General features: G+C 45.4%; 18 protein-coding genes and 1 pseudogene. 10 read left to right on the forward strand and 9 right to left on the reverse strand.

Annotation, left to right across the window (positions count from 1 at the left end):
* Positions 1-100: 100 nt before the first annotated feature.
* From A1QO_RS05270 to A1QO_RS05295, 6 genes are all read right to left on the reverse strand, one after another.
* Positions 101-1,078: an alpha-L-glutamate ligase-like protein gene (locus A1QO_RS05270; protein WP_017033764.1), complete on the reverse strand. Its 978-nt coding sequence runs from the start codon at positions 1,076-1,078 to the stop codon at positions 101-103.
* A 2-nt stretch (positions 1,079-1,080) separates the two neighbouring features.
* Positions 1,081-2,586 (reverse strand): inactive transglutaminase family protein, encoded by a 1,506-nt coding sequence (locus tag A1QO_RS05275; RefSeq protein WP_017033765.1) that lies wholly within the window; start codon positions 2,584-2,586, stop codon positions 1,081-1,083.
* Between the two features lie 10 nt (positions 2,587-2,596).
* Positions 2,597-3,346, reverse strand: coding sequence for an ATP-dependent zinc protease family protein (locus A1QO_RS05280; RefSeq protein ID WP_017033766.1), 750 nt, complete (start codon positions 3,344-3,346; stop codon positions 2,597-2,599).
* 132 nt (positions 3,347-3,478) lie between these two features.
* Entirely contained in the window at positions 3,479-4,450 is a 972-nt protein-coding gene (gene cmoB, locus A1QO_RS05285; protein WP_017041149.1) for a tRNA 5-methoxyuridine(34)/uridine 5-oxyacetic acid(34) synthase CmoB, read from the reverse strand.
* A 206-nt stretch (positions 4,451-4,656) separates the two neighbouring features.
* Positions 4,657-5,397, reverse strand: coding sequence for a carboxy-S-adenosyl-L-methionine synthase CmoA (gene cmoA / locus A1QO_RS05290; protein ID WP_017033768.1), 741 nt, complete (start codon positions 5,395-5,397; stop codon positions 4,657-4,659).
* A 165-nt stretch (positions 5,398-5,562) separates the two neighbouring features.
* Positions 5,563-6,429, reverse strand: coding sequence for a DUF72 domain-containing protein (locus A1QO_RS05295; protein WP_017041150.1), 867 nt, complete (start codon positions 6,427-6,429; stop codon positions 5,563-5,565).
* 287 nt (positions 6,430-6,716) lie between these two features.
* Between A1QO_RS05295 and aspS the strand changes: the two genes are divergently transcribed.
* From aspS to ruvB, 4 genes are all read left to right on the forward strand, one after another.
* On the forward strand, positions 6,717-8,492 hold the full coding sequence (gene aspS / locus A1QO_RS05300; protein ID WP_017039022.1) for an aspartate--tRNA ligase: 1,776 nt from the start codon (positions 6,717-6,719) through the stop codon (positions 8,490-8,492).
* Positions 8,493-8,568: 76 nt separating this feature from the next.
* Complete coding sequence (gene ruvC, locus A1QO_RS05305) at positions 8,569-9,090, forward strand: crossover junction endodeoxyribonuclease RuvC (RefSeq protein WP_017033771.1); 522 nt, start codon at positions 8,569-8,571, stop codon at positions 9,088-9,090.
* 84 nt (positions 9,091-9,174) lie between these two features.
* Entirely contained in the window at positions 9,175-9,792 is a 618-nt protein-coding gene (ruvA, locus tag A1QO_RS05310; protein ID WP_017039020.1) for a Holliday junction branch migration protein RuvA, read from the forward strand.
* Between the two features lie 26 nt (positions 9,793-9,818).
* Complete coding sequence (ruvB, locus tag A1QO_RS05315; RefSeq protein WP_017033773.1) at positions 9,819-10,823, forward strand: Holliday junction branch migration DNA helicase RuvB; 1,005 nt, start codon at positions 9,819-9,821, stop codon at positions 10,821-10,823.
* A 251-nt stretch (positions 10,824-11,074) separates the two neighbouring features.
* Here ruvB and cra read toward each other — a convergent pair whose 3' ends face one another.
* A complete protein-coding gene (gene cra / locus A1QO_RS05320) occupies positions 11,075-12,055 on the reverse strand; it encodes a catabolite repressor/activator (RefSeq protein ID WP_017033774.1) in 981 nt (326 codons plus the stop codon).
* Between the two features lie 248 nt (positions 12,056-12,303).
* On the opposite strand from cra, the gene fruB reads away from it, so the two are divergent.
* From fruB to fruA, 4 genes and pseudogenes are all read left to right on the forward strand, one after another.
* Complete coding sequence (gene fruB, locus A1QO_RS05325; RefSeq protein WP_017041151.1) at positions 12,304-13,491, forward strand: fused PTS fructose transporter subunit IIA/HPr protein; 1,188 nt, start codon at positions 12,304-12,306, stop codon at positions 13,489-13,491.
* A gap of 14 nt (positions 13,492-13,505) precedes the next feature.
* Entirely contained in the window at positions 13,506-14,456 is a 951-nt protein-coding gene (gene pfkB, locus A1QO_RS05330) for a 1-phosphofructokinase (protein WP_017033776.1), read from the forward strand.
* A 39-nt stretch (positions 14,457-14,495) separates the two neighbouring features.
* Positions 14,496-14,784: pseudogene (locus A1QO_RS20760) on the forward strand (PTS fructose transporter subunit IIB); the annotation flags it as partial.
* Positions 14,763-16,265 (forward strand): PTS fructose transporter subunit IIBC, encoded by a 1,503-nt coding sequence (fruA, locus tag A1QO_RS05335; RefSeq protein WP_426621162.1) that lies wholly within the window; start codon positions 14,763-14,765, stop codon positions 16,263-16,265. The pseudogene A1QO_RS20760 and the gene fruA, both read left to right, overlap by 22 nt.
* A 123-nt stretch (positions 16,266-16,388) precedes the next feature.
* On the opposite strand, the gene A1QO_RS05340 is transcribed toward fruA, so the two are convergent.
* Together A1QO_RS05340 and A1QO_RS05345 are read right to left on the reverse strand one after the other, a co-directional pair.
* Positions 16,389-16,682, reverse strand: a complete 294-nt coding sequence (locus A1QO_RS05340) for a DUF1496 domain-containing protein (RefSeq protein WP_017041152.1) — start codon at positions 16,680-16,682, stop codon at positions 16,389-16,391.
* 24 nt (positions 16,683-16,706) lie between these two features.
* Positions 16,707-17,606, reverse strand: coding sequence for a 1-aminocyclopropane-1-carboxylate deaminase/D-cysteine desulfhydrase (locus tag A1QO_RS05345; RefSeq protein WP_017041153.1), 900 nt, complete (start codon positions 17,604-17,606; stop codon positions 16,707-16,709).
* Between the two features lie 441 nt (positions 17,607-18,047).
* Here A1QO_RS05345 and A1QO_RS05350 point away from each other — a divergent pair, with 441 nt between their 5' ends.
* Entirely contained in the window at positions 18,048-18,674 is a 627-nt protein-coding gene (locus A1QO_RS05350) for a TetR/AcrR family transcriptional regulator (protein ID WP_017033780.1), read from the forward strand.
* A 98-nt stretch (positions 18,675-18,772) separates the two neighbouring features.
* On the forward strand, positions 18,773-21,055 hold the full coding sequence (locus A1QO_RS05355; RefSeq protein ID WP_017041154.1) for an acyl-CoA dehydrogenase: 2,283 nt from the start codon (positions 18,773-18,775) through the stop codon (positions 21,053-21,055).
* Positions 21,056-21,200: the final 145 nt, after the last annotated feature.

A 21,200-nucleotide genomic window follows, 5' to 3' on the forward strand; every position in this document is an offset into this window, starting at 1 on the left:
TGCCTTCCATATGGAAGGCATTTTTATGCGTGAAAGCATTTTGATTGTCGAACGCTAGACGCTAGCGATTGTGGTGCTGACAAGAAAGGATATTGTTCAACTAATCCGAAATCGACTTACTGAAAATACCAAACTGCTTAGCGGCGTAGGCAACGCGCTCAGCCGGTTTCGGGTATTCAGCAGGCGTCCCTAAGTTTTCTATATGCTGCAATCTAGGTATGAGTCCGGCCCCATTCGCAATTTGAATAGCAAGACCAGGTCGAGCATTCAGCTCTAGAACCATTGGCCCCTCTTCTTGGTCGAGCACCATATCGGTCCCCATATAACCCAGCCCTGTCATTTCCCAAGCGCTTGCTGCCAATGTTAAAAGCTTCTCCCAATGGGGGACTTGTAATTGGCTAAGTTCTTGCTCCGTATCGGGATGGTGAGTGATGGGTTTATCGAACTGGACCGCTCGAACCGCTCGCCCAGTGGCGATATCAATACCAATACCGACCGCACCTTGGTGCAGGTTGGCTTTACCATCAGAGGCGGCGGTTGAACATCTCATCATCGCCATGACTGGGTAGCCCTTAAACACGATGATACGCACGTCAGGTACGCCCTCAAAGCTGTAGCCATTGAAACACTCATCGAATTTGATCAGGTTTTCTACAACGGCGACATCATTTTTACCACCAAGAGAAAACAGCCCCGCCAGTGCATTACTAATATGACGTTCTACATCTTCTTTGCCAACCGTATCTCCAGAAGGCTTGGTATACACACCATCCTTATGGGAGACGATCACTAAGATCCCTTTACCACCACTGCCTTGAGCAGGTTTGATAACAAAGCCGGGCCATTTAAGCACCATTTTATGGATGGTTTTTACTTCCGCTTGATGGCTAATAACCCCGATCAATGCGGGAGTAGTACACCCAGCTTGCTCGGCAATAATTTTGGTTTTCAGTTTGTCATCGACCAAAGGATACTTAGAACGATCATTGTAACGAGCGATATAGCTGTGGTTACGCTGATTCATTCCCATGATACCTTTGTGCTTCAATTTACTTGGAGAGGTAAACTGTGAAAACATAGTTAGTCCTCCGCGAGTGGTTTGAAGCGGCGCAGCTCAGTTAAACGATAACCAGTGTAGGTACCAAGCAACAAAATAGCGGCCAATACAATCAGTTGAAGACCAATAAAGTTAAAGGTCAAATGCTGAATGTAGCTGTTGGTCATCGCTAAATAGACAAGAACTGCTGTTAGCAATGAACCACCGCCTTGCAGTACCACTTCCTTAGGCCCTTCCTCTTCCCACAGAATCGACATACGTTCGATGGTCCATGAAAGGATAATCATAGGGAAGAAGGTAATCGAAAGCCCTTCCGTGAGACCAATATTGAAGGCGATGACGGTAAAGGCCGAGATGATCATTATTACGGTAATAATGACGGCGGATATTCGCGAAACAAGCAATAGGTTGAGCTTAGAAAGGTAGCTACGAATCACTAAGCCTGTGCCGACGATGAGTAAGAAACCCACAATGCCGGTAATCAGTTGAGTCTGTACAAAGGCTACTGCGATAAGAACAGGCATGAAGGTGCCAGATGTTTTTAGCCCAACAATGACACGAAGGAATACAACCAGAAGCGCACCGATAGGGATCAACATAATGGTTTTAAACATCGCTTGCTCTTCGAGTGGCAAACTATGGATAGAAATGTTGAGTAGCCCATCAGCCTCAACTTTTCCATTGGTTGCTTGCTTAGGTGACACCTCTTGAGCAATCATAGAGAAATGCACCTGGCTATTTTTACCACCGACCAGATCGAGCAAGGATACGTTAGATTCGTCCCAAATAAGCAGGTTATCTTGAGTCTCAGGAGTGCCTAAGGTCGGATTAAATAGCTCCCATTTGTTGCCATCCCACACCTGATTCATTTGTTGTATGCTTTGACGTCGACGCCCATCTTCCAATTCAATAACACCGACGACTTTACTCGGTATTTGCGCATAGGCGAGAAGTTTGTCTACGGCTTCGACTTTGGAGAGAGTATTTAATATAAGCGCTGAATTTTGGCTTTCACTGTCGTTGAGCGTTTTAATGAGCTCGCGCGTGAAAGTGACATCATCGGCCGAACGTTGATTTGCGCGTTCAATGAGCGCGTTTGCCGCCGCTTCCACTGGTCCATCAAACGTTGGCTTCACAATCTCACCACTTGGTTTGATCGGGCTCACTTTTGCTTGTGGGTCGACTAAGAATTGCGTTTTATAATAGATAGTTTGATCGCCGTCTGCTTCACGAATAGACCATTCAGCACGTCGACCGGAATCGGTATTGATATAAGAGACACCGTAGCCAGGTGAAGACGCCGACTCGTTGACGAGAGTGTATCCGGCTTGAGTATGAGGGGCGGCGAGTGAAGCTTTCACCGGTTTATTCTGAGCCGTGAACTCTATTCGTGCTTCGATATCCCAGACTTGGCGTGTTTCACCTGGTATCCAAGGAACACCATAGGTCTGATGCCTTAGCACACTCAGTGCAATCCCTGCGATGATCAGCAGAACAACTGACAGATAAAATGGTACTTTTGACGTCATAACTTACCTATTATTTTTGTTTGATTTCCGTATGTATATACTGGCGACTTATATCTACGAGCGCGATATCGCGAATGAACTCTCGCCCGAGTAAAATAGGATGACTCATTTGAGAGCGGTCTGCCAAGGTAAATTGTGCTTTTTCGTGAATTTTGCCCACTTTGACCCAAAGTTCAACCACCGCACGACGCTCAACGGATTCGCTGGTCGACTGTCTAATTTTGACAAAGCGCAGAACTGGCAATTCTATCCAGTTTTCATCGCTGAGTTCGGTAATGCCATCAGACAGATGAAATCGTACCCAGTTTTTTCCGTTACGCTCGAATTCTTCAATGTCGATAGCATTGAGTGACGACGTCGCCGCACCAGTATCAATCCGGGCGTCAAAAGGCTGATTTATCGCGTCGATGGTGACGTGCTCTATCTCACCCAATACAACTTTTTGTGTTGAAGAGGTTGGGGTAAACACGACGTGAGTTGGCGTGCTTTCTTTGTCCGCTCCCTCGGAGCCAGGCGCGGGAACTAAAGTTATCGTCGCGTGCTGCAGTTTCTCTTGAAGAGACAGGATTTCAGCTTCTAAACTGTCAACATAATCGGTCTGATTACTCACCGCCAATTCGATGTTAGTCAATTTATTCGTAAGGAGAGCGTTTGATTCTTGAATAGCAGAGATAGTGTCGTTATGAAATTGTTCGCTATTGGTTTGAACACAACCAGACAATAAGCCAAGGGCGAGGACGGGAGCTAATCTTTTCAACATTGGAAACCTTAAAGGGCCATTAAACGTAATTATTCGTGTATTTTCCTGCAAAGAAGGGAGGGTTGGGTTTCCCTTCTTAATAGCAGCAGGAGAATATCTTATCCGCTAAAATGCAGGTTAGAATATTGTCAATTATGGCTTATTCGCGATCAAAATTGCACGGCGTGGCGCAGGGTGCCCTTCGCGGGTTTTGCTGGCGTCATTTGGGTCGAGATAATCGGGTAGTGAGTTATGAGTCATCCACTCCGTCGTTCTCTGCTCTCCGATGGTGGTTGTGTTCTCATCCACGATGCGAACGTTAACAAAGCCAACTTGTTCTAGCCAAACTTTTAACGCACGGGCTGATGGGAAGAAATAGACGTTTCGCATTTGCGCATAGCGGTCGACGGGCACAAGCACCGTGTTTTCATCCCCTTCAATGACCAAGGTTTCTAGCACCAACTCTCCCCCCTTTACTAACTGATCTTTCAATTGGATAAGATGATCAAGGGGTGACCGGCGATGGTAAAGCACCCCCATGCTAAACACGGTGTCAAATGCTTCAAGTTTTGGTAACTGCTCAATACCTAAAGGCAATAGGTGGGTGCGTTGGTCACCCCCCATCAATTTTCTAATCGCTTCGAACTGAACCAAAAAAAGGTGAGAAGGGTCAATGCCAATACAGAGACGGGCTTGCTCGCCAAGCATTCGCCACATGTGGTACCCATTGCCACAGCCAACATCGAGTACAGATCGATTTTTAAGAGGTGAAATATGAGGCAGGACGCGATCCCATTTCCAGTCGCTTCGCCACTCGGTATCAATATGAATATCATGTACAGTGTATGGGCCTTTACGCCAAGGGTGAAAAGTCTTAAGTAAGTTTTCTAGTTTCTTAGTTTCCCCTTGTGACAGGGGAGTTTGGTTGCTTAAAGACACCAATTCTTTCAGATCGATATTATCGGGCTTACCCGATTGGATCTTCTTAAGCGCTCTTAACCAGCGTTCAAAGTCGCCATGTTCTGCGTTTTGCCAATCCGTTAGCTGCTGTGGGAGAGTGTTGAGCCAAGGTTGAAGGCGGTCATCATTCGCGATGAGTTGATAGATATTTGCAAAATCGAACATGGTTGTGTTCCTGTAAAGAGATCGAATGTTCTAGTCGTCATGATCAAAGCATCGCTTATTTTTTTTAAAGCTGGATGCAAAAAGAAAATGACTGAACAAAGTTAGGCACACTTTGAGTGTTCACTCTCTGTGTGTCTTCAATTAACAAGTGTGCTGAATTAAATTGCACCGAATTAAAACTAAGTACGCTGAATTAAAACCGAACGTTATTTTATGGCAAACATTGAGCCGAAGTTAAAGCATTGGAACCACACTTCACTGCTTGAGAAACCAATGGTATTAAAGCGTTCTTTATGCGTGTCGATGGAGTCAGGGCGCATGACATTTTCAATGGCACTGCGCTTCTGGCTAACTTCAAGCTCGCTATACCCATTTGCACGTTTGAAATCGTGGTGTAAGTCGATCAACAGTTCATTGGCACTGTCGTCGTCAAAAACGTATTTTTCAGACAAAATTAGAATTCCACCGGGGCGCAGACCCGTATGAATTTTTTTGAGCAATGCATAGCGGTCTTCTGGCGAAAGAAACTGCAACGTAAAATTTAAGACCACAATAGAGGCATCTTCAATGGCAACTTCCCGTATATCGGCTTCAATCACTTGAACCGGTGTATCTGAGCGATAAGCGTTCACGTGAAGCTTACAGCGTTCAATCATTGCCGCCGAATTATCAACAGCAAAAATCGTACAACCCTCTTGCTGGATATGGCGACGCATTGACAGGGTAGCCGCGCCTAACGAGCAGCCTAAATCATAGATATTAGAATGCGGTTTGACAAAGCGTTCGGCCAACATGCCAATGGCCGAAATGATGTTGCTGTAACCTGGAACTGAGCGTTGAATCATGTCTGGAAAAACTTCCGCAACGCGTTCATCAAAGGTGAAGTCACCGATCTTATCAATGGGAGCGGAAAAGATAGCGTCTTTATTACTCGCTTTGTTGCTCATGGTGTTCTCTCGTGGTTGTCAGCAATAGAGGGGTACAACATCCCCAATAAAAGGGGGCGTATTTTACGCAATAATTCGTCCCATGTCACGAAATCACGACAGTACAACTTCAGTAAGGGCGGACAATAAGAAGTTAAACCTATGGGAATCCATTCTAAACACGCCCTAGAACATCGACATTTGGTGATCGCCTTTCATTGCGGGAAAATCAGCGAGAGGAGGAAGCGAAACTTCCTCAGCTAACTTGTCGTATAGCCGTGTCGCAAGTTGCGGGGCTTCGACATTATCGGGCGTATGTATCATCACGTAAGGTTGTTTTCCCTCAGCTATCCATATTGGCAATTTTTTAAGCCAGGGTTCAAAGAAAGCAACGTTGGCGTCTTGTTCGGGGTGGCCTATGAATCGAATCACTGGGTTTTCTGCGGTGGCTATAGCATGAACAGGAACGCGTGGTTTCTTTTGATGCGCATCGATGACCGCTTCTGTCGTTGGCGGTGCAGAAAAGACTGGACGGCTATCCATAATCGTGCGATTGATGCCTTCTTCAACGAGCCATTGATTAAAGTGCTTTTCTTCATTCTTTTTGTTAAAAAAACCAAGGTGGCGAACTTCGACGCCGAGCTGCATGTCTTTCGGGAAATACGTGCAAAACTTTTGTAGGGTAGGGAGCATGCTGGGTTCAAAGCTGTGCGGTAGTTGAATTGTCCATTGCCCTATCCGGTCGTGTAGTGGAGACATGGTGGTCAAAAATTCTCTCAACTCTGCCTGACATTGCCGGAGTTGCTGTTGGTGAGTAATGTATTTGGGCAGTTTAAACGTAAAGCGAAAATTCTGGTGAGTCGCGGCTTTCCAGTTTAGGACTGTGGGTATGCTCGGTGTAGCGTAAAACGTCGTATTCCCTTCAACCGTATGAAAAACTTGACTGTACTTTTCTAGGCGCTCTGCAGGTTTGGTCCCTTTTCCATAGAACGGACTTTGCCACTCAGAATGAGACCACATCGTGAGTCCAAGCCTTAAAGGTAAAGTTGCCATAGTCACCACATCATTATTTTGGGTTAAAACCAAAAACTACTGTACGAGACTTTTGCTGATTAAGGTACTTTCGAGATATAATTAACGCCATTTTTTTGCTTTTGCTGAATATTTGCACGTTTGGCGAGTTAAAAAGCAGCAAAGCAAGATAAAACACAACAAATTCACGTGTGGAAGGTCGATTTTAAGCGAGTTTCCGCGTATAAATATTCCTTTGCTCTGTTGGGTGGATATTACCGCCGACAGCTTGGAAACTAGTAAATAATTAAGAGATTGGGAAATTCATTATGCGTACCCATTACTGTGGTAACCTGAACAAGTCCCTGGCGGGACAAACTGTAGAACTGTGCGGCTGGGTAAACCGTCGCCGTGATTTAGGCGGTCTTATCTTTATCGATATGCGAGACCGTGAAGGCATCGTTCAGGTTGTTGTTGATCCAGATATGAAAGATATCTTTCCAATCGCCAACCAACTGCGTAATGAATTCTGTATCAAGTTCACGGGTGAAGTCCGTGTTCGTCCAGACAGCCAAGTAAATAAAGACATGGCTACTGGTGAAGTTGAACTGTACGCGACGGGTCTTGAGATCATCAACCGTTCTGATGCGCTTCCACTCGACTTCAACCAAACGAACTCGGAAGAGCAGCGTCTTAAGTACCGTTATATCGATCTTCGCCGTCCAGAAATGAGCGACCGCATTAAGCTTCGTGCACGCGCTTCTAGCTTCGTTCGTCGTTTCCTAGATGAGAACCTATTCCTAGACATCGAAACACCAGTACTGACAAAAGCGACGCCAGAAGGTGCTCGTGATTACCTAGTACCAAGCCGCGTTCATAAAGGTAGCTTCTACGCACTTCCTCAATCTCCTCAGCTGTTCAAGCAACTGTTGATGATGTCTGGTTTTGACCGTTACTACCAAATCGTTAAATGTTTCCGTGATGAAGATTTACGAGCTGACCGTCAGCCTGAATTTACTCAAATCGATATCGAAACATCGTTCATGTCTTCTCAAGAAGTGCGTAACATCACTGAGAAGCTAGTTCACGATATGTGGAAAGAGCTTTTAGACGTTGAACTGGGCCAATTTCCAGTCATGCCTTTCTCTGAAGCGATTCGTCGTTTCGGTTCTGATAAGCCCGATCTACGTAACCCACTAGAGCTAGTAGACGTTGCTGACTTGGTTAAAGATGTAGAGTTCAAAGTATTCTCTGGCCCAGCTAACGACGAAAAAGGTCGCGTAGCGGTTATCCGTGTTCCTGGTGGTGCTAAGCTAACTCGTAAGCAAATCGACGGTTACGCTGAGCACGTCAACATCTACGGCGCGAAAGGCCTAGCTTGGATGAAGGTGAACGACCGTGCTGCAGGCATGGAAGGTATTCAATCTCCAGTGGCTAAGTTCCTAAGCGAAGACGTAATCAACGGTATTCTAGATCGCACTCAAGCTGAATCCGGCGATATCATTTTATTTGGCGCAGACAAAGCGGGCATTGTTGCTGAAGCAATGGGCGCACTTCGTATCAAACTGGGTGACGATTTAGAGCTAACTGACAAAAAAGCGTGGGCTCCTCTTTGGGTTATCGACTTCCCAATGTTCGAAGAAGATGGCGAAGGTAACTTGCATGCGATGCACCACCCATTCACATCACCACTAGGTGTGAACGCGGAAGAGCTTAAAGCGAATCCTGCAGCAGCCAACTCTGATGCCTACGACATGGTAATCAACGGCTACGAAGTGGGCGGCGGTTCTGTACGTATTCACAACGCAGACATGCAGACCGCGGTATTCGGTATTCTTGGCATTGAAGAGCAAGAGCAGCAAGAGAAGTTTGGCTTCCTACTTGACGCGCTTAAGTACGGTACGCCACCTCATGCTGGTTTGGCATTCGGTCTTGACCGTTTGGCGATGCTACTTTGTGGAACAGAGAACATCCGTGATGTTATCGCTTTCCCTAAAACAACCGCCGCAGCCTGTCTACTGACTAATGCCCCAAGTGTTGCAAACCCTGCATCTCTTGAAGAGCTAGCCGTGACTGTGACCGCAGCGAAGAAAGACGCTGAATAACAACTTGCGTTCTGTAAGTGAATGAAATAAAAATGCCCCTAATCAGTGGGCATTTTTTGTTGGTAGGTAACCATTAATGACAATTATTTTAGGGATTGATCCTGGCTCACGAATTACTGGGTATGGGGTTATTTCTCAGCAAGGTCGCCACCTTCACTATTTAGGCAGTGGCTGTATCCGTACCTCAGAAAAAGAGCTTCCAGGTCGACTAAAGCAGATTTATGCAGGCGTTTCAGAGATTATCACTCAGTTTCAGCCAGAGGTGTTTGCTATCGAGCAAGTGTTCATGGCGAAAAACCCAGATTCAGCGCTTAAACTAGGACAGGCCAGAGGCAGTGCCATTGTCGCTGCGGTGAACGCAGATTTACCTGTGTTCGAGTATTCAGCGCGTTCAATAAAACAGGCGGTGGTGGGTACAGGTGGGGCCGATAAAGAACAAGTGCAGCACATGGTAAAACACATGCTGAAACTACCAGCAAGACCTCAAGCCGACGCAGCGGATGCGCTGGGCGTAGCAATCTGTCATGCCAATACCAATAAAACGTTGGCTGCATTGGCTGGCAAAGCGACGAGTGCTAAAAAAGGTCGTTATCGTTAACATTTTAGCCCCCTATCTTTTACTGGCTATCCATCCAGTTATTTATTATCATCGCTAGATAATATTGTCTTAAAGGAATCGAGTGTGATTGGACGTCTTCGCGGCTTACTGATAGAAAAACAGCCTCCAGAGTTATTAATTGAAGTCAACGGTATTGGCTACGAAGTTCAAATGCCAATGAGCTGTTTTTATGAACTTCCTGAGCTGGGTGAAGAAGCCATTATCTATACTCATTTTGTTGTGCGGGAAGATGCCCAACTTTTGTATGGTTTTAATACAGTGAAAGAGCGCGCCCTTTTTAGAGAAGTCATTAAAGCCAATGGTGTCGGCCCGAAATTGGGGCTAGGTATTCTATCAGGCATGTCAGCAAGCCAGTTTGTTTCATCGGTTGAAAGAGAAGATATTTCCACATTAGTGAAGCTTCCCGGCGTTGGTAAGAAAACCGCTGAACGTTTGGTTGTAGAAATGAAAGACCGTTTGAAAGGATGGGGCGCTGGTGATCTATTTACTCCAGCGACGGATGCCGCGCCTTCGGAATCAGGACCTGTTCATCGCGCTCAAAGTGCACAAGATGAAGCCGTGAGTGCATTATTGGCACTGGGTTATAAACCCGTACAAGCGTCTAAAGTGATTTCACAGATTGCCCGTGATGATATGACCAGTGAACAACTTATCCGTGATGCACTTAAATCTATGGTTTAAGGCACATTATAGGAATTCTACACGTTATGATTGAAGCCGATCGTTTGATTGCCCCTGACAGCCCAGTTTTTAAAGAAGAAGAACTTATTGATAGGGCAATACGGCCTAAAAAACTCGCTGATTATAGAGGGCAGGATCACGTTAAAGATCAAATGGAAATCTTTATCAAAGCGGCCCAGTTAAGACATGAGCCTCTTGATCATCTGCTTATTTTTGGCCCACCTGGTTTAGGAAAAACAACACTGGCTAATATTGTAGCCAATGAGATGGAAGTGAACATTCGAACCACCTCTGGACCTGTATTGGAAAAAGCAGGGGACTTGGCGGCTTTGTTGACGAACCTAGAAGAGAATGACGTTCTTTTTATTGATGAAATTCATCGACTCAGCCCAATGGTCGAAGAAGTGTTGTATCCAGCGATGGAAGATTACCAGCTCGATATCATGATTGGTGAAGGCCCTGCTGCTCGCTCAATTAAAATCGACTTGCCTCCATTTACCCTGATTGGCGCGACAACGCGAGCAGGCTCTTTGACCTCCCCGCTACGAGATCGTTTCGGCATTACTCAGCGCCTAGAATATTATAAAGTCCCCGACTTACAGTATATCGTTGAGCGCAGTGCGAATTGCTTGAATCTCTCTATGGAGCCAGAAGGTGCTTTGGAAATTGCTCGCCGAGCTAGAGGGACTCCTCGTATTGCAAACCGTCTGTTGCGTCGAGTTCGCGATTACGCGGAAGTGAAAGGGGATGGCCATATCAGTGAAGCGATTTCTGACAAAGCGTTGAACATGCTTGATGTGGATGCACAAGGGTTTGACTACATGGATAGAAAGCTTCTGTTAGCCATTATGGAAAAATTTGGTGGCGGTCCGGTAGGGTTAGATAACATGGCCGCGGCTATCGGTGAAGAGAAAGACACCATTGAAGATGTATTGGAACCTTACCTTATCCAACAAGGTTATTTGCAACGTACTCCAAGAGGGCGTATTGCAACTGACAGAGCTTACCTGCATTTCGGAATCGATAAATAAACAGAGCTTAGGGCTTAATACCGATCAACACGCCCTTGCGTTAAAGTGATCGGTTGAACGATCCTCTATGGATGTAAAAATCCAAATGTTTTTATGCATTTGGATTTTTTATGGATGTTTCTCAAGCCCTGAACGTGATGAATTTCATCTCGGTTTATGCCATCGGTATGATCTTTGTCTTTCTCGTGTTTGTTGTAATATTGAGCGACGGGTTACTGACTCATGAGGTGAAACGCGCCTTCACTACTCAATCAACGACGAACTACAATCTTTCTTGGAATAAGCTCAACGCCGGGGTTATACCGTTTTTGTGAGGCGTTGAGTGCTTGTTCTAATGCACTGTCACAGATCAAATCAAACTGCTGGGGCAAAGAGTTTATCTTGAAAGGCAAAAAGTCGAGTAAACGATTATCACCAAAGGTGGCTAACTTTATTCTTGTCATTAACTCCGGCTTTTCTGAAAACACGTCAAGCACACCCTCTAGCAACGTATAAGAAGTCGTTACAATGGCATCGGGCATTTGAGCCGATTTAATCCATTGTTTCAGTTGAGCATAGCCGTCTTGTCGGTTGAAGTGTTCACCATACCCAAACAGTGTCTGGACATTCCTTTCTTTCGCTGCGGATTCAAACCCTAGTTGGCGCTCTTTCGATATGTTAAGAGCGGGTAACGCCCCAATAAGTCCGACCTTTTTTGTGTTGGAATCAATAACCGACTGGGTTAATTCAAACGCTGCATCATAGTCTTCACTGACAATACAAGCGAAGTGTTCGTCATCTAATGGTCGGTCAATTGCTATGACTGGAGTACCAGCTTGTTGAATGGCTAAGTAGAAATCATTGGCGTCAGGAAGGGCGCTGGCGACAAAAAGCGCATCGATGCGCCTTGATATGAGTGCCTCGGTGACATTTTTTTCAGTGTCAGGATCGTCATCAGAACAACCAATTAATATCTGGTAGCCAGCTTTGCGAGAGTTTTGCTCTAAGATTTTAGCAATGCGCGCGTAACTTGTGTTTTCCAAGTCAGGGATAATTAGGCCAAATGAACGGCTGTTTCCTGCGCGTAGCGATGATGCAGCGTGGTCAGGGCGGTAGTTATGCTCTTGAACAACGGCAATGACTTTTTGCTGAGTTTTTTGAGAAATTCGGTATTTCTGGGCCTTACCATTAATGACATAACTCGCCGTCGTCTTGGATACCCCTGCTAATTTTGCGATTTCATCTAACGTCATTATGGATCCTTTTTGTGCCATTGATCATAAAAATACGACCTTACGTTAAGCAAGAGTTGCATTATACGCTGAATCGATTCAGTATGAAAGCTGAAAGGATTCAGCAGAGTTGCAAATCTTACATTTTTAGAGCTGTGCTGTTTCTTGCTAACATTGAAAATAATGTGAATTTCTTTGTTAGTTTTTTTTAGATTATTGCTGAATCGATTCAGCTTCTAGCGAAATAGAATAACCCTGAGGCAGCCACCATGCTCGAATTGACAATAGATGACATCATTTTAAACCAGTCTTTTAATGACAAGATTGAGGCTATCCAAGCCATAGCGTCAGATTTATCTAGCAAGGGCTATGTTGAAGATGGCTATGTTGAAGGAATGCTGGAGCGCGAAGCTCAACATTCCACTTACCTGGGGAATGGAATCGCGATCCCTCATGGCACGACTCAAACACGTGGTTTGGTACAACAAACAGGGGTGTCACTGCATCATTTTCCTCAGGGAATTAGCTGGGGTGATGGAAATATCGTTTATGTTGCTATTGGTATTGCTGCTCAATCTGATGAGCACCTTGGCATATTGAAGCAGCTGACCCATGTTTTATCGAATGAAAATGTTGAGTTGTTGCTCAAGCAAGCCAGTACCAAAGATCAATTGATCGCTATTTTGAATGGCGATGTGCAAAGCGACAAAGCCCAAAGCCGTTTTTCATTTTCTGCTTCTCTTGTTCAACGTGAGTTTCCCGCGACCGATATGATTCAGATGAGTGCTGTTGCCAGTGGGTTACTGCGTAATCAAGGCTGCGTCGACGCTGAATTTATTTCCGATGTTATTAATAAAGCGCCAACCTCTCTGGGCGATGGTTTGTGGTTAGTCAGTAGTGATTGTTCGGTGAATCAAACAGGAATGGCTTTTGTTTCAGCGGCACAGCCATTTGAAATGAACAATCAGCCAGTGAAAGCCCTACTGGTTATTTCATCTTGTAATCATCTCCATCAACCCGTTCTTGAACAATTAACAGAACTTGTTTTTTCAAAGCAGCAAAAATCACTGTTTGCCCTGTCAGAAGATCAGCTGGTGGCGCTGTTCGTACGTGATGATAATCGAACTGAAGATATGTCAGGTGACGCGGTCTTAGAGTCGAACCCAATGAATAGCGAACTCGTTAATAGTGGTGAATTTACGATTCGAAATGCCCACGGTCTACACGCGAGACCAGGCGCTATGCTCGTCGCTGAAGCGAAAAAATTTGAGTCGACGATCAAAGTCGCCAACCTTAATGGTGACAAAGAGGAAGTCAATGCGAAGAGTCTCATGAAGGTCATTTCACTGGGGGTTAAGCATGGTTGCACGCTCAAATTTACCGCCGATGGGGAAGATTCAAAACAAGCCATTGAAGCGATCGGTAAAGCGATTCAATCTGGTCTGGGTGAAGGGTAGAGAGAGTGATGACAATGAAAACGAAAACGAGCAAAGTCGTAACGGTCACTTTGAATCCTGCGCTTGATCTTACCGGGCACTTACCGTTTATCCATACCGGTGGGGTAAGCCTGGTCGATGAAGGTTCACTTCACCCGGCCGGTAAAGGCGTTAATGTGGCCAAGGTGCTATCAGAGCTTGGGGCTGAGGTCACGGTCACCGGATTCTTAGGGACTGATAACCAAGAGATGTTTTGTCAGCTGTTTGAACAGCTTGGCGCAACCGACAAGTTCGTTCGGGTTCCTGGTTCAACTCGTATTAACGTCAAGCTGGTTGAGCAATCGGGCAGTGTCAGTGACATCAATTTCCCGGGCGTAGAAGTGACTCCTCAAGCTGTACTTGAGTTTGAAAAAACATTGTTGGATTTAGCTGAAGATCATGACTATTTCGTGATAGCGGGAAGCTTGCCACCTGGTATTTCCCCTGAGCTTTGCGCAAGTTGGATCAAAAAACTGCGTTCATTGGGAAAAAAAGTCATTTTTGATAGCAGCCGAAATGCACTAGCTCAAGGCATTGATGCGAGCCCGTGGTTGATAAAGCCTAATGAAGAAGAACTGTCACAGGTTATGGGACTTTCTTCATCGAATCCTGACGAATGTCGAACTGCCGCAGAAACGCTGGCCGAAAAGCACATAGAGAACATTGTTATCTCAATGGGAGCGGATGGCGTTATGTGGCTAAATCAAGGCGAGTGGCTCCATGCAAAACCACCCAAAATGAAGGTGGTGAGCACAGTCGGTGCCGGAGATACGCTGGTAGCGGGCCTCTGTTGGGGCCACATGCAACAGATGAAAAAAACCGAATTACTTCAATTTTCCACCGCTTTGTCTGCCTTAGCAGTCACACAGATTGGCGTTGGAATACCCTCAAAAGAACAACTACACACTCTACAGACGCAAACTCAGATAGACATCATAAGCCAATAGCTAACGGCTATTAGGCCAACAAGGAAAAGGGTCAACATTATGAAAATTGCCATCATTACCGCTTGCCCAAGTGGTGTTGCCAACAGTGTTATTGCCGCTGGTTTATTGCAAAAGGCAGCAGAAACATTAGGCCATGATACCGTGACGGAATGTCACTCAAGCGTTATCGATAATGCGCCATTAACATCGCAACAAATCGCGGATGCTGATATTGTCGTTATCGCTGCCAACACGCCGGTTGATACGGCACGCTTCATTGGAAAGCGCGTTTACCAAGCGACGATTTCAGATTGTACTGCCGATACGGTGGCGTTCTTAACCTCTGCCATTTCTGATGCGAGCGAACTTCGATCGAATCAATCTAGTCAAGTTAATCGTTTAGAGCCTGAATCAGGTGTCGCAGTAGCAACCCCAGTAGCGGAAAAAGTAGCGAAAAACATTGTCGCGATAACCGCTTGTCCAACCGGAGTGGCGCACACTTTCATGGCGGCCGAAGCGCTGGAAAAAGAGAGTGCTCGACTAGGCCACAGTATTAAAGTGGAAACTCGCGGCTCTGTCGGTGCAAAGAATCAGTTAACAGCTCAAGATATTGAACAAGCCGATTTGGTTATCATTGCGGCCGATATTGAAGTACCACTAGATCGATTCAATGGTAAGGCCCTGTATAAAACCAGCACAAGTCTTGCCCTTAAAAAAACTGAGCAAGAGATCAACAAAGCGTTTTCAGATGCCACACCATACCAACACAGTGGTGGTGCTAATCCGTCAACCGCCGGTGAAGAGAAAAAAGGCGCTTATAAGCATCTTATGACTGGGGTATCTCACATGCTACCTGTCGTGGTGGCGGGTGGTTTGATCATCGCGCTTTCGTTTGTTTTTGGTATTGAAGCCTTTAAAGAAGAGGGGACATTAGCCGCGGCATTGATGACTATTGGTGGTGGCTCTGCCTTTGCTTTGATGATTCCAGTACTCGCTGGGTTCATTGCTTTTTCAATTGCTGATCGTCCGGGTCTTGCTCCTGGTTTGATTGGCGGTATGTTGGCCAGTTCAACCGGTGCCGGTTTTCTTGGTGGTATTGCTGCGGGTTTTATTGCTGGTTATTCCGCGAAACTCATCGCTGACAAAGTCTCGCTTCCTCAATCCATGGAAGCGTTGAAACCGATACTGATTATCCCATTTGTGGCGAGTTTGTTTACCGGTCTTGTGATGATCTACATCGTAGGCGGTCCGGTGTCTGGCATTATGTCAGCCATGACCGAGTTCCTAAATAACATGGGGTCAGCGAACGCGGTACTTCTCGGTGTTATTCTTGGTTCAATGATGTGCTTTGACTTAGGTGGCCCAATCAATAAGGCGGCTTATACATTTGGTGTGGGTCTATTGGCATCACAAACGTACGCGCCAATGGCTGCGATTATGGCTGCGGGTATGGTTCCTGCTCTAGGCATGGGCCTTGCGACTTGGTTAGCGAAAGATAAGTTTGAGGCGAGTGAACGAGAAGCGGGTAAAGCCTCATTTGTTCTTGGACTGTGCTTCATTTCTGAAGGTGCGATTCCATTTGCAGCAAAAGATCCGATGCGTGTTATTCCAGCGTGTATGGCAGGCGGAGCATTAACGGGTGCACTTTCGATGCTGTTTGGCGCTCAACTGATGGCACCGCACGGTGGTTTATTTGTGTTGCTTATCCCTGGTGCAATTTCACCAATACTGATGTATTTAGTGGCAATAGCGGCAGGTACTGCAGTGACCGGGTTTGGTTATGCGTTCTTAAAGCAAAGAGAATCGAGCAAAGAGGCAGCCGTCGCGTAAGAGATGGCAGGAGCATAAGATATTTCAGTAACATGAAAGATCTCAGATTCAACTGCACCGTTTAATTTCGATGCTTTCCCCCACTAGAATCAAGCATCACAGCGCTACTTTGGTAGCGCTTTTTTAGTTATCTTGTGATGAAGATTTCAGTTGAACCCATTTTAAGGCACCATTGGTTTCAAAGTCATTCGCTTCCTTACAGATCATGTAATGCTCGCCAACCTGAAGAATTGCCCCTAATGAGTAGGCTTGGTCTTGGTAATAGCAAACCCGTTTTGCTGCGCTTGAACCATCAACGGCAATAATACTTTTCCCCGGTGTTGAAATCACTTTCGCATTCAATGGGAGCGCTATCATTGCAACGATAGAAGTCATTGAAACGATAGAAGTGAGCGTTATCAGTTGATATTTTATCATTCAAATCTTCCTTACTGGTGTCATTTAATCCCACTGCCTTTGATATCGAGGTAGCATACTCTCGTTGCCTAAGATCCCACCTTGATGAACATAGATCAGCGTTTTGTCTTCTAAGTATTGTCTATGTTTGAGTAAACAGCGCCACATCATCGGATCATAGAGCAAATCAAATTCGACATAAGTATCTTCGAGTAACTGCTGCCAAATTAAGTAGTCTTCATGATCGAGCTGTCCAAAATGATGTTTGCTGTCTAATGTCAGGATTTCAGGGTGGTTGTGAGGCTCTAACTGATGAAACTGTTGTATTAAATAATCGCGCCCACCGACACAAGGGCAGGTCAATACCTCAATCCCATGTGGCTTTAAATACTGGCTTAGATAGAGTGATGTGGTGCCTGTTCCTGATGGTAGAGCCACAACACAACGTTGGCTGCTATCGTATCTCGCCCATTGTAAAAGTTCCTCAGCAAGCTCGGTAACGCCTAATGCGGCTGAAGTTGAACGCCCACCTTCTGGGACAACAATGCAGCACTCGTCTGGCTGACGAACCTGTGCAATAAAATCCGCAGGGTGAAGAGGCGTCGAAATCGCCTCTTTTACCACAATGACTTTAGCCCCTAAATCCAGTGCACCTCGATAATTACCGATAGGCGTTTTTTTGAGCCAATGGGGAATATGATCAACATAAAATTCAAGTTGCCACCCTTTAATGCTTGCAAGGGCAGCGAGGGAATACAGCGAGTTAGCTTGAGCAGAACCATAGCCAATAATTGTGGTTATCGTTTCGTCATTGTTATTGAGTAGCCATCTGAATTTTCGAGCTTTATTACCGCTAAACTGGCTGTGAAGCTTATCGTCTCTCTTGAGGAAAAACTCAATATCTTGAAAGCGATGTTGAGTGACGGGAGAATTATTTAAGATCATGGAAAGGCTCAAGAATGTGGTTTGGGGGAAGTATATCAATCCTGACGCCATTTTACCTATTACACCGTGACCACAAACCGCTACATCAGAATAAAAAACAGAATAAAAAAAGCCCAGAACAATCAGGTTCTGGGCAGATACAAACATAGGAGTTAATATGAAAAAGCAGTTTAAACGGTAGTGGCAGTATAAAAACAAGTCTGACGGCCAGTGAAACTCTTAAAACTCTGCTCACTACACCTAATATGACCCGCCTTTTCCAATACAGTTCCATCTTTTTTTAATAAAAATCGAAGTTTTTTTAACTCTTTTATTTTCAATAAATTAAAACGTTACGTACTATTCTGGTCGGACCAAAGATCATAAATGTGATGTTAATGGCTTGTTAATCATGTTTTCGATCTGTATATTTCAAACAGATGTTTAATACGAGCGATTGAAATGGCAGCCAAAAACGATACCAAAAATAAAATTCTAGATGTGGCGGAAGTGTTGTTCTCGGAGCAAGGGTTTAATGACACGTCATTAAGAACGATCACGAGCAAAGCAGGCGTGAATTTGGCGTCGGTTAACTATCACTTTGGCGATAAGAAAACCTTAGTCAGAGCCGTCATCGATCGATACTTAGAAGCGTTTATGCCAGCACTTGAGCAGTCGTTGGAGTCGCTTAATGAACGCAATGATTTTGAAGTGGCTGATGTATTCGAATCGTTACGTCAGCCGTTAAGGGCACTAAACAGTGTGAGACCAGACGGAACAAGTCGATTTATGCTGCTTATTGGTCGTGGATACACCGACGTTCAGGGGCATTTGCGCTGGTTCATCACCACGCGTTATCAAGGCGTTCTGTCTCTGTTCACTCAATCTGTGCTTAAGGCGAACCCTAATTTAACTCAAGAAACTCTGTTCTGGCGTCTTCATTTCACGCTTGGCACTTGCGTATTTACCATGGCATCTAGCCAGGCGCTGGCTGAGATAGCCGAGAACGATTTTGGTACCAAAGTAGATTCTAAAGCGGTGGTTGATCGGCTCATTCCTTACTTGTCAGCAGGGGTTGCAGCCAATTAATTAAACGCCAGTTAACTCAACTGAAACACAAAACTAATAAAACTAAAAAACCTAATAAATATAAAAACACACCAACACGTGAACAAAAGGATATGAATATGTGCTCTCTACGAAGAAAATGGGTCAGTGATCCCGCTTTTAAATTTTTTAAGAAAGTTCTACCACCATTATCCAATACGGAAAAAGAAGCGATGGAAGCCGGAAGTGTCTGGTGGGATGGGGAGCTGTTCTCTGGTAACCCTGATTTTTCGAAGCTTCATCAGTATCCAGCGCCAAGCTTGACTGATGAAGAGCAAGCTTTCATGGATAATGAGCTAGAAACTCTGTTGGCGATGCTTGATGACTATCAAATTGTCAAAAAGGACCGCGATCTTCCTAAAGATGTCTGGGATTACTTACGCAAAGAACGGTTCTTTTCCCTCATCATTTCTAAGCAATATGGTGGTCGTGAATTTTCAGCGCTTGCCAATTCAACCATTGTTTCTCGTATTGCAACTCGCAGCATCAGCGCCGCGGTCACCGTTATGGTGCCGAACTCTCTTGGGCCTGGTGAGTTACTTTCTCATTACGGTACGCAAGAACAAAAAGACTACTGGTTGCCACGCTTAGCCGACGGTACCGATATCCCATGTTTTGCATTAACGGGCCCGGAAGCCGGTTCGGATGCCGGGAGCATTCCAGATCAAGGCACCGTATGCTACGGCACTCATGAAGGTAAAGAAGTGCTTGGTATTCGCTTGAACTGGAACAAGCGTTACATTACGTTAGCGCCTGTTTCTACCGTACTTGGTTTGGCTTTTAAACTGAACGATCCAGACCATTTACTGGGCGACAAAGAAGAGCTAGGCATCACTTGTGCACTTATTCCGACTTCTCATGAGGGGGTAGAGGTGGGTGAACGCCATGACCCTATTGGGTTGGCGTTCATGAATGGCCCAACTCGTGGCAAAGATGTGTTCATTCCCATTGAGTGGCTTATTGGCGGCTCTGAATACGCAGGTAAGGGCTGGAGAATGTTGGTGGAATGTCTGTCAGCGGGGCGTGGTATTTCGTTACCAGCTTTGGGCACGGCACTTGGCCACCTCACCTCTCGTACTACGGGGGCTTATGCGTATGTGCGTAAACAATTTGGTATGTCGATTGGTAAGTTTGAAGGTGTGGCAGAATCGCTAGGGCGTATCGGCGGGATGACTTACCTTCTAGAGGCGACACGAACGTTAACAACCACGTCTTTAGACATGAAAGAAAAGCCTGGCATTGTTACCGCGATTGCTAAATACCATATGACAGAAATCGCAAGAACCATTATGAATGACTCCATGGATATTCATTCTGGTCGTGCAATTCAAGAAGGACCGATGAACTATCTGACGTCAGCTTATCTTGGTGTGCCAGTTGCGATTACGGTAGAGGGCGCGAACATTCTTACGCGTAACTTGATGATCTTTGGTCAAGGTGCGACACGTTGTCACCCTTACGTACTTAAAGAAATGGAAGCGGCGGCGAACCCTGATGAAAAAGAAGGGGCAAAAGCGTTTGATAAGTTGCTGTTTAAACATATTGGGCATGCGACCAAAAATACCCTCGGCGCTTTTGGTGCCGGTTTAACCGGATCGCGCTTTATTAAAGCTGAAATGAGTGGACCAACTCAGGTTTATTACAAAGATTTGACTCGCCTTAGTCGTGCACTCGCGGTCAGTGCAGATTTTGCCATGTTGACACTCGGTGGCGATTTGAAACGTAAAGAGATGATTTCAGCCCGCTTGGGCGATGGGCTGAGCTATCTCTACATGGCGTCGGCTGTATTGAAAAAGTACGAAGACGAAGGCCGTCAGCAGCAAGATTTAGACTATGTGCATTACGCCATTCAACACTGTTTCCATAAAGGTGCTGAGGCGTTGCAAGAAGCGTATCGAAATTTCCCACAAAAAATGGTCGGGCGTTTACTCAAGCTGCTTGTATTCCCATTGGGGAATCACTTCGGCAAACCCAGTGACGAGTTAGCGGTCAAGCTTGCTGAAAGTGTGATGACTCCAGGCGCATGCCGAGATCGATTGACTCACTTATGTTATGTCGGTGACAGTGAAGATGACAGCGTCGGCCTAATGGAAAAAGCGTTCCTAGCCATGTACGACATTAAGAGCCTAGAGAGAAAGCTCAATAAGGCCGTTAAGGCTGGTAAAGTGGTTCGCAAAGCGCCATTAACGGAAAAATTAGCACAAGCGTTGGCGGTTGAAGTGCTTACGCAGGAAGAAGTCGATACGATTGTCGCGGCGGATAGACTTCGCTACAAAGCGATTCAAGTCGATGACTTTAGCCATGATTACAGTGAAGTGAGAACACACAAAAACAGTCAACCTAAGCTCAACAGTGTTGCCTAGTTTTTGGTTGTTATCATGAACGACCAGTAAATCGTAAGGGGCCTCTGAATCAGAGGTCCTTTTTCATTGTTGGAATCATTCGTATCAGTTAGTGAAATCGAATAGCCAGATCGAACAGCTAAATCTAATCGTTAAAGTGATGATA

It is taken from the genome of Vibrio genomosp. F10 str. ZF-129 (assembly GCF_000287055.2).
In the GTDB taxonomy this organism is placed as follows: Bacteria; Pseudomonadota; Gammaproteobacteria; order Enterobacterales; family Vibrionaceae; genus Vibrio.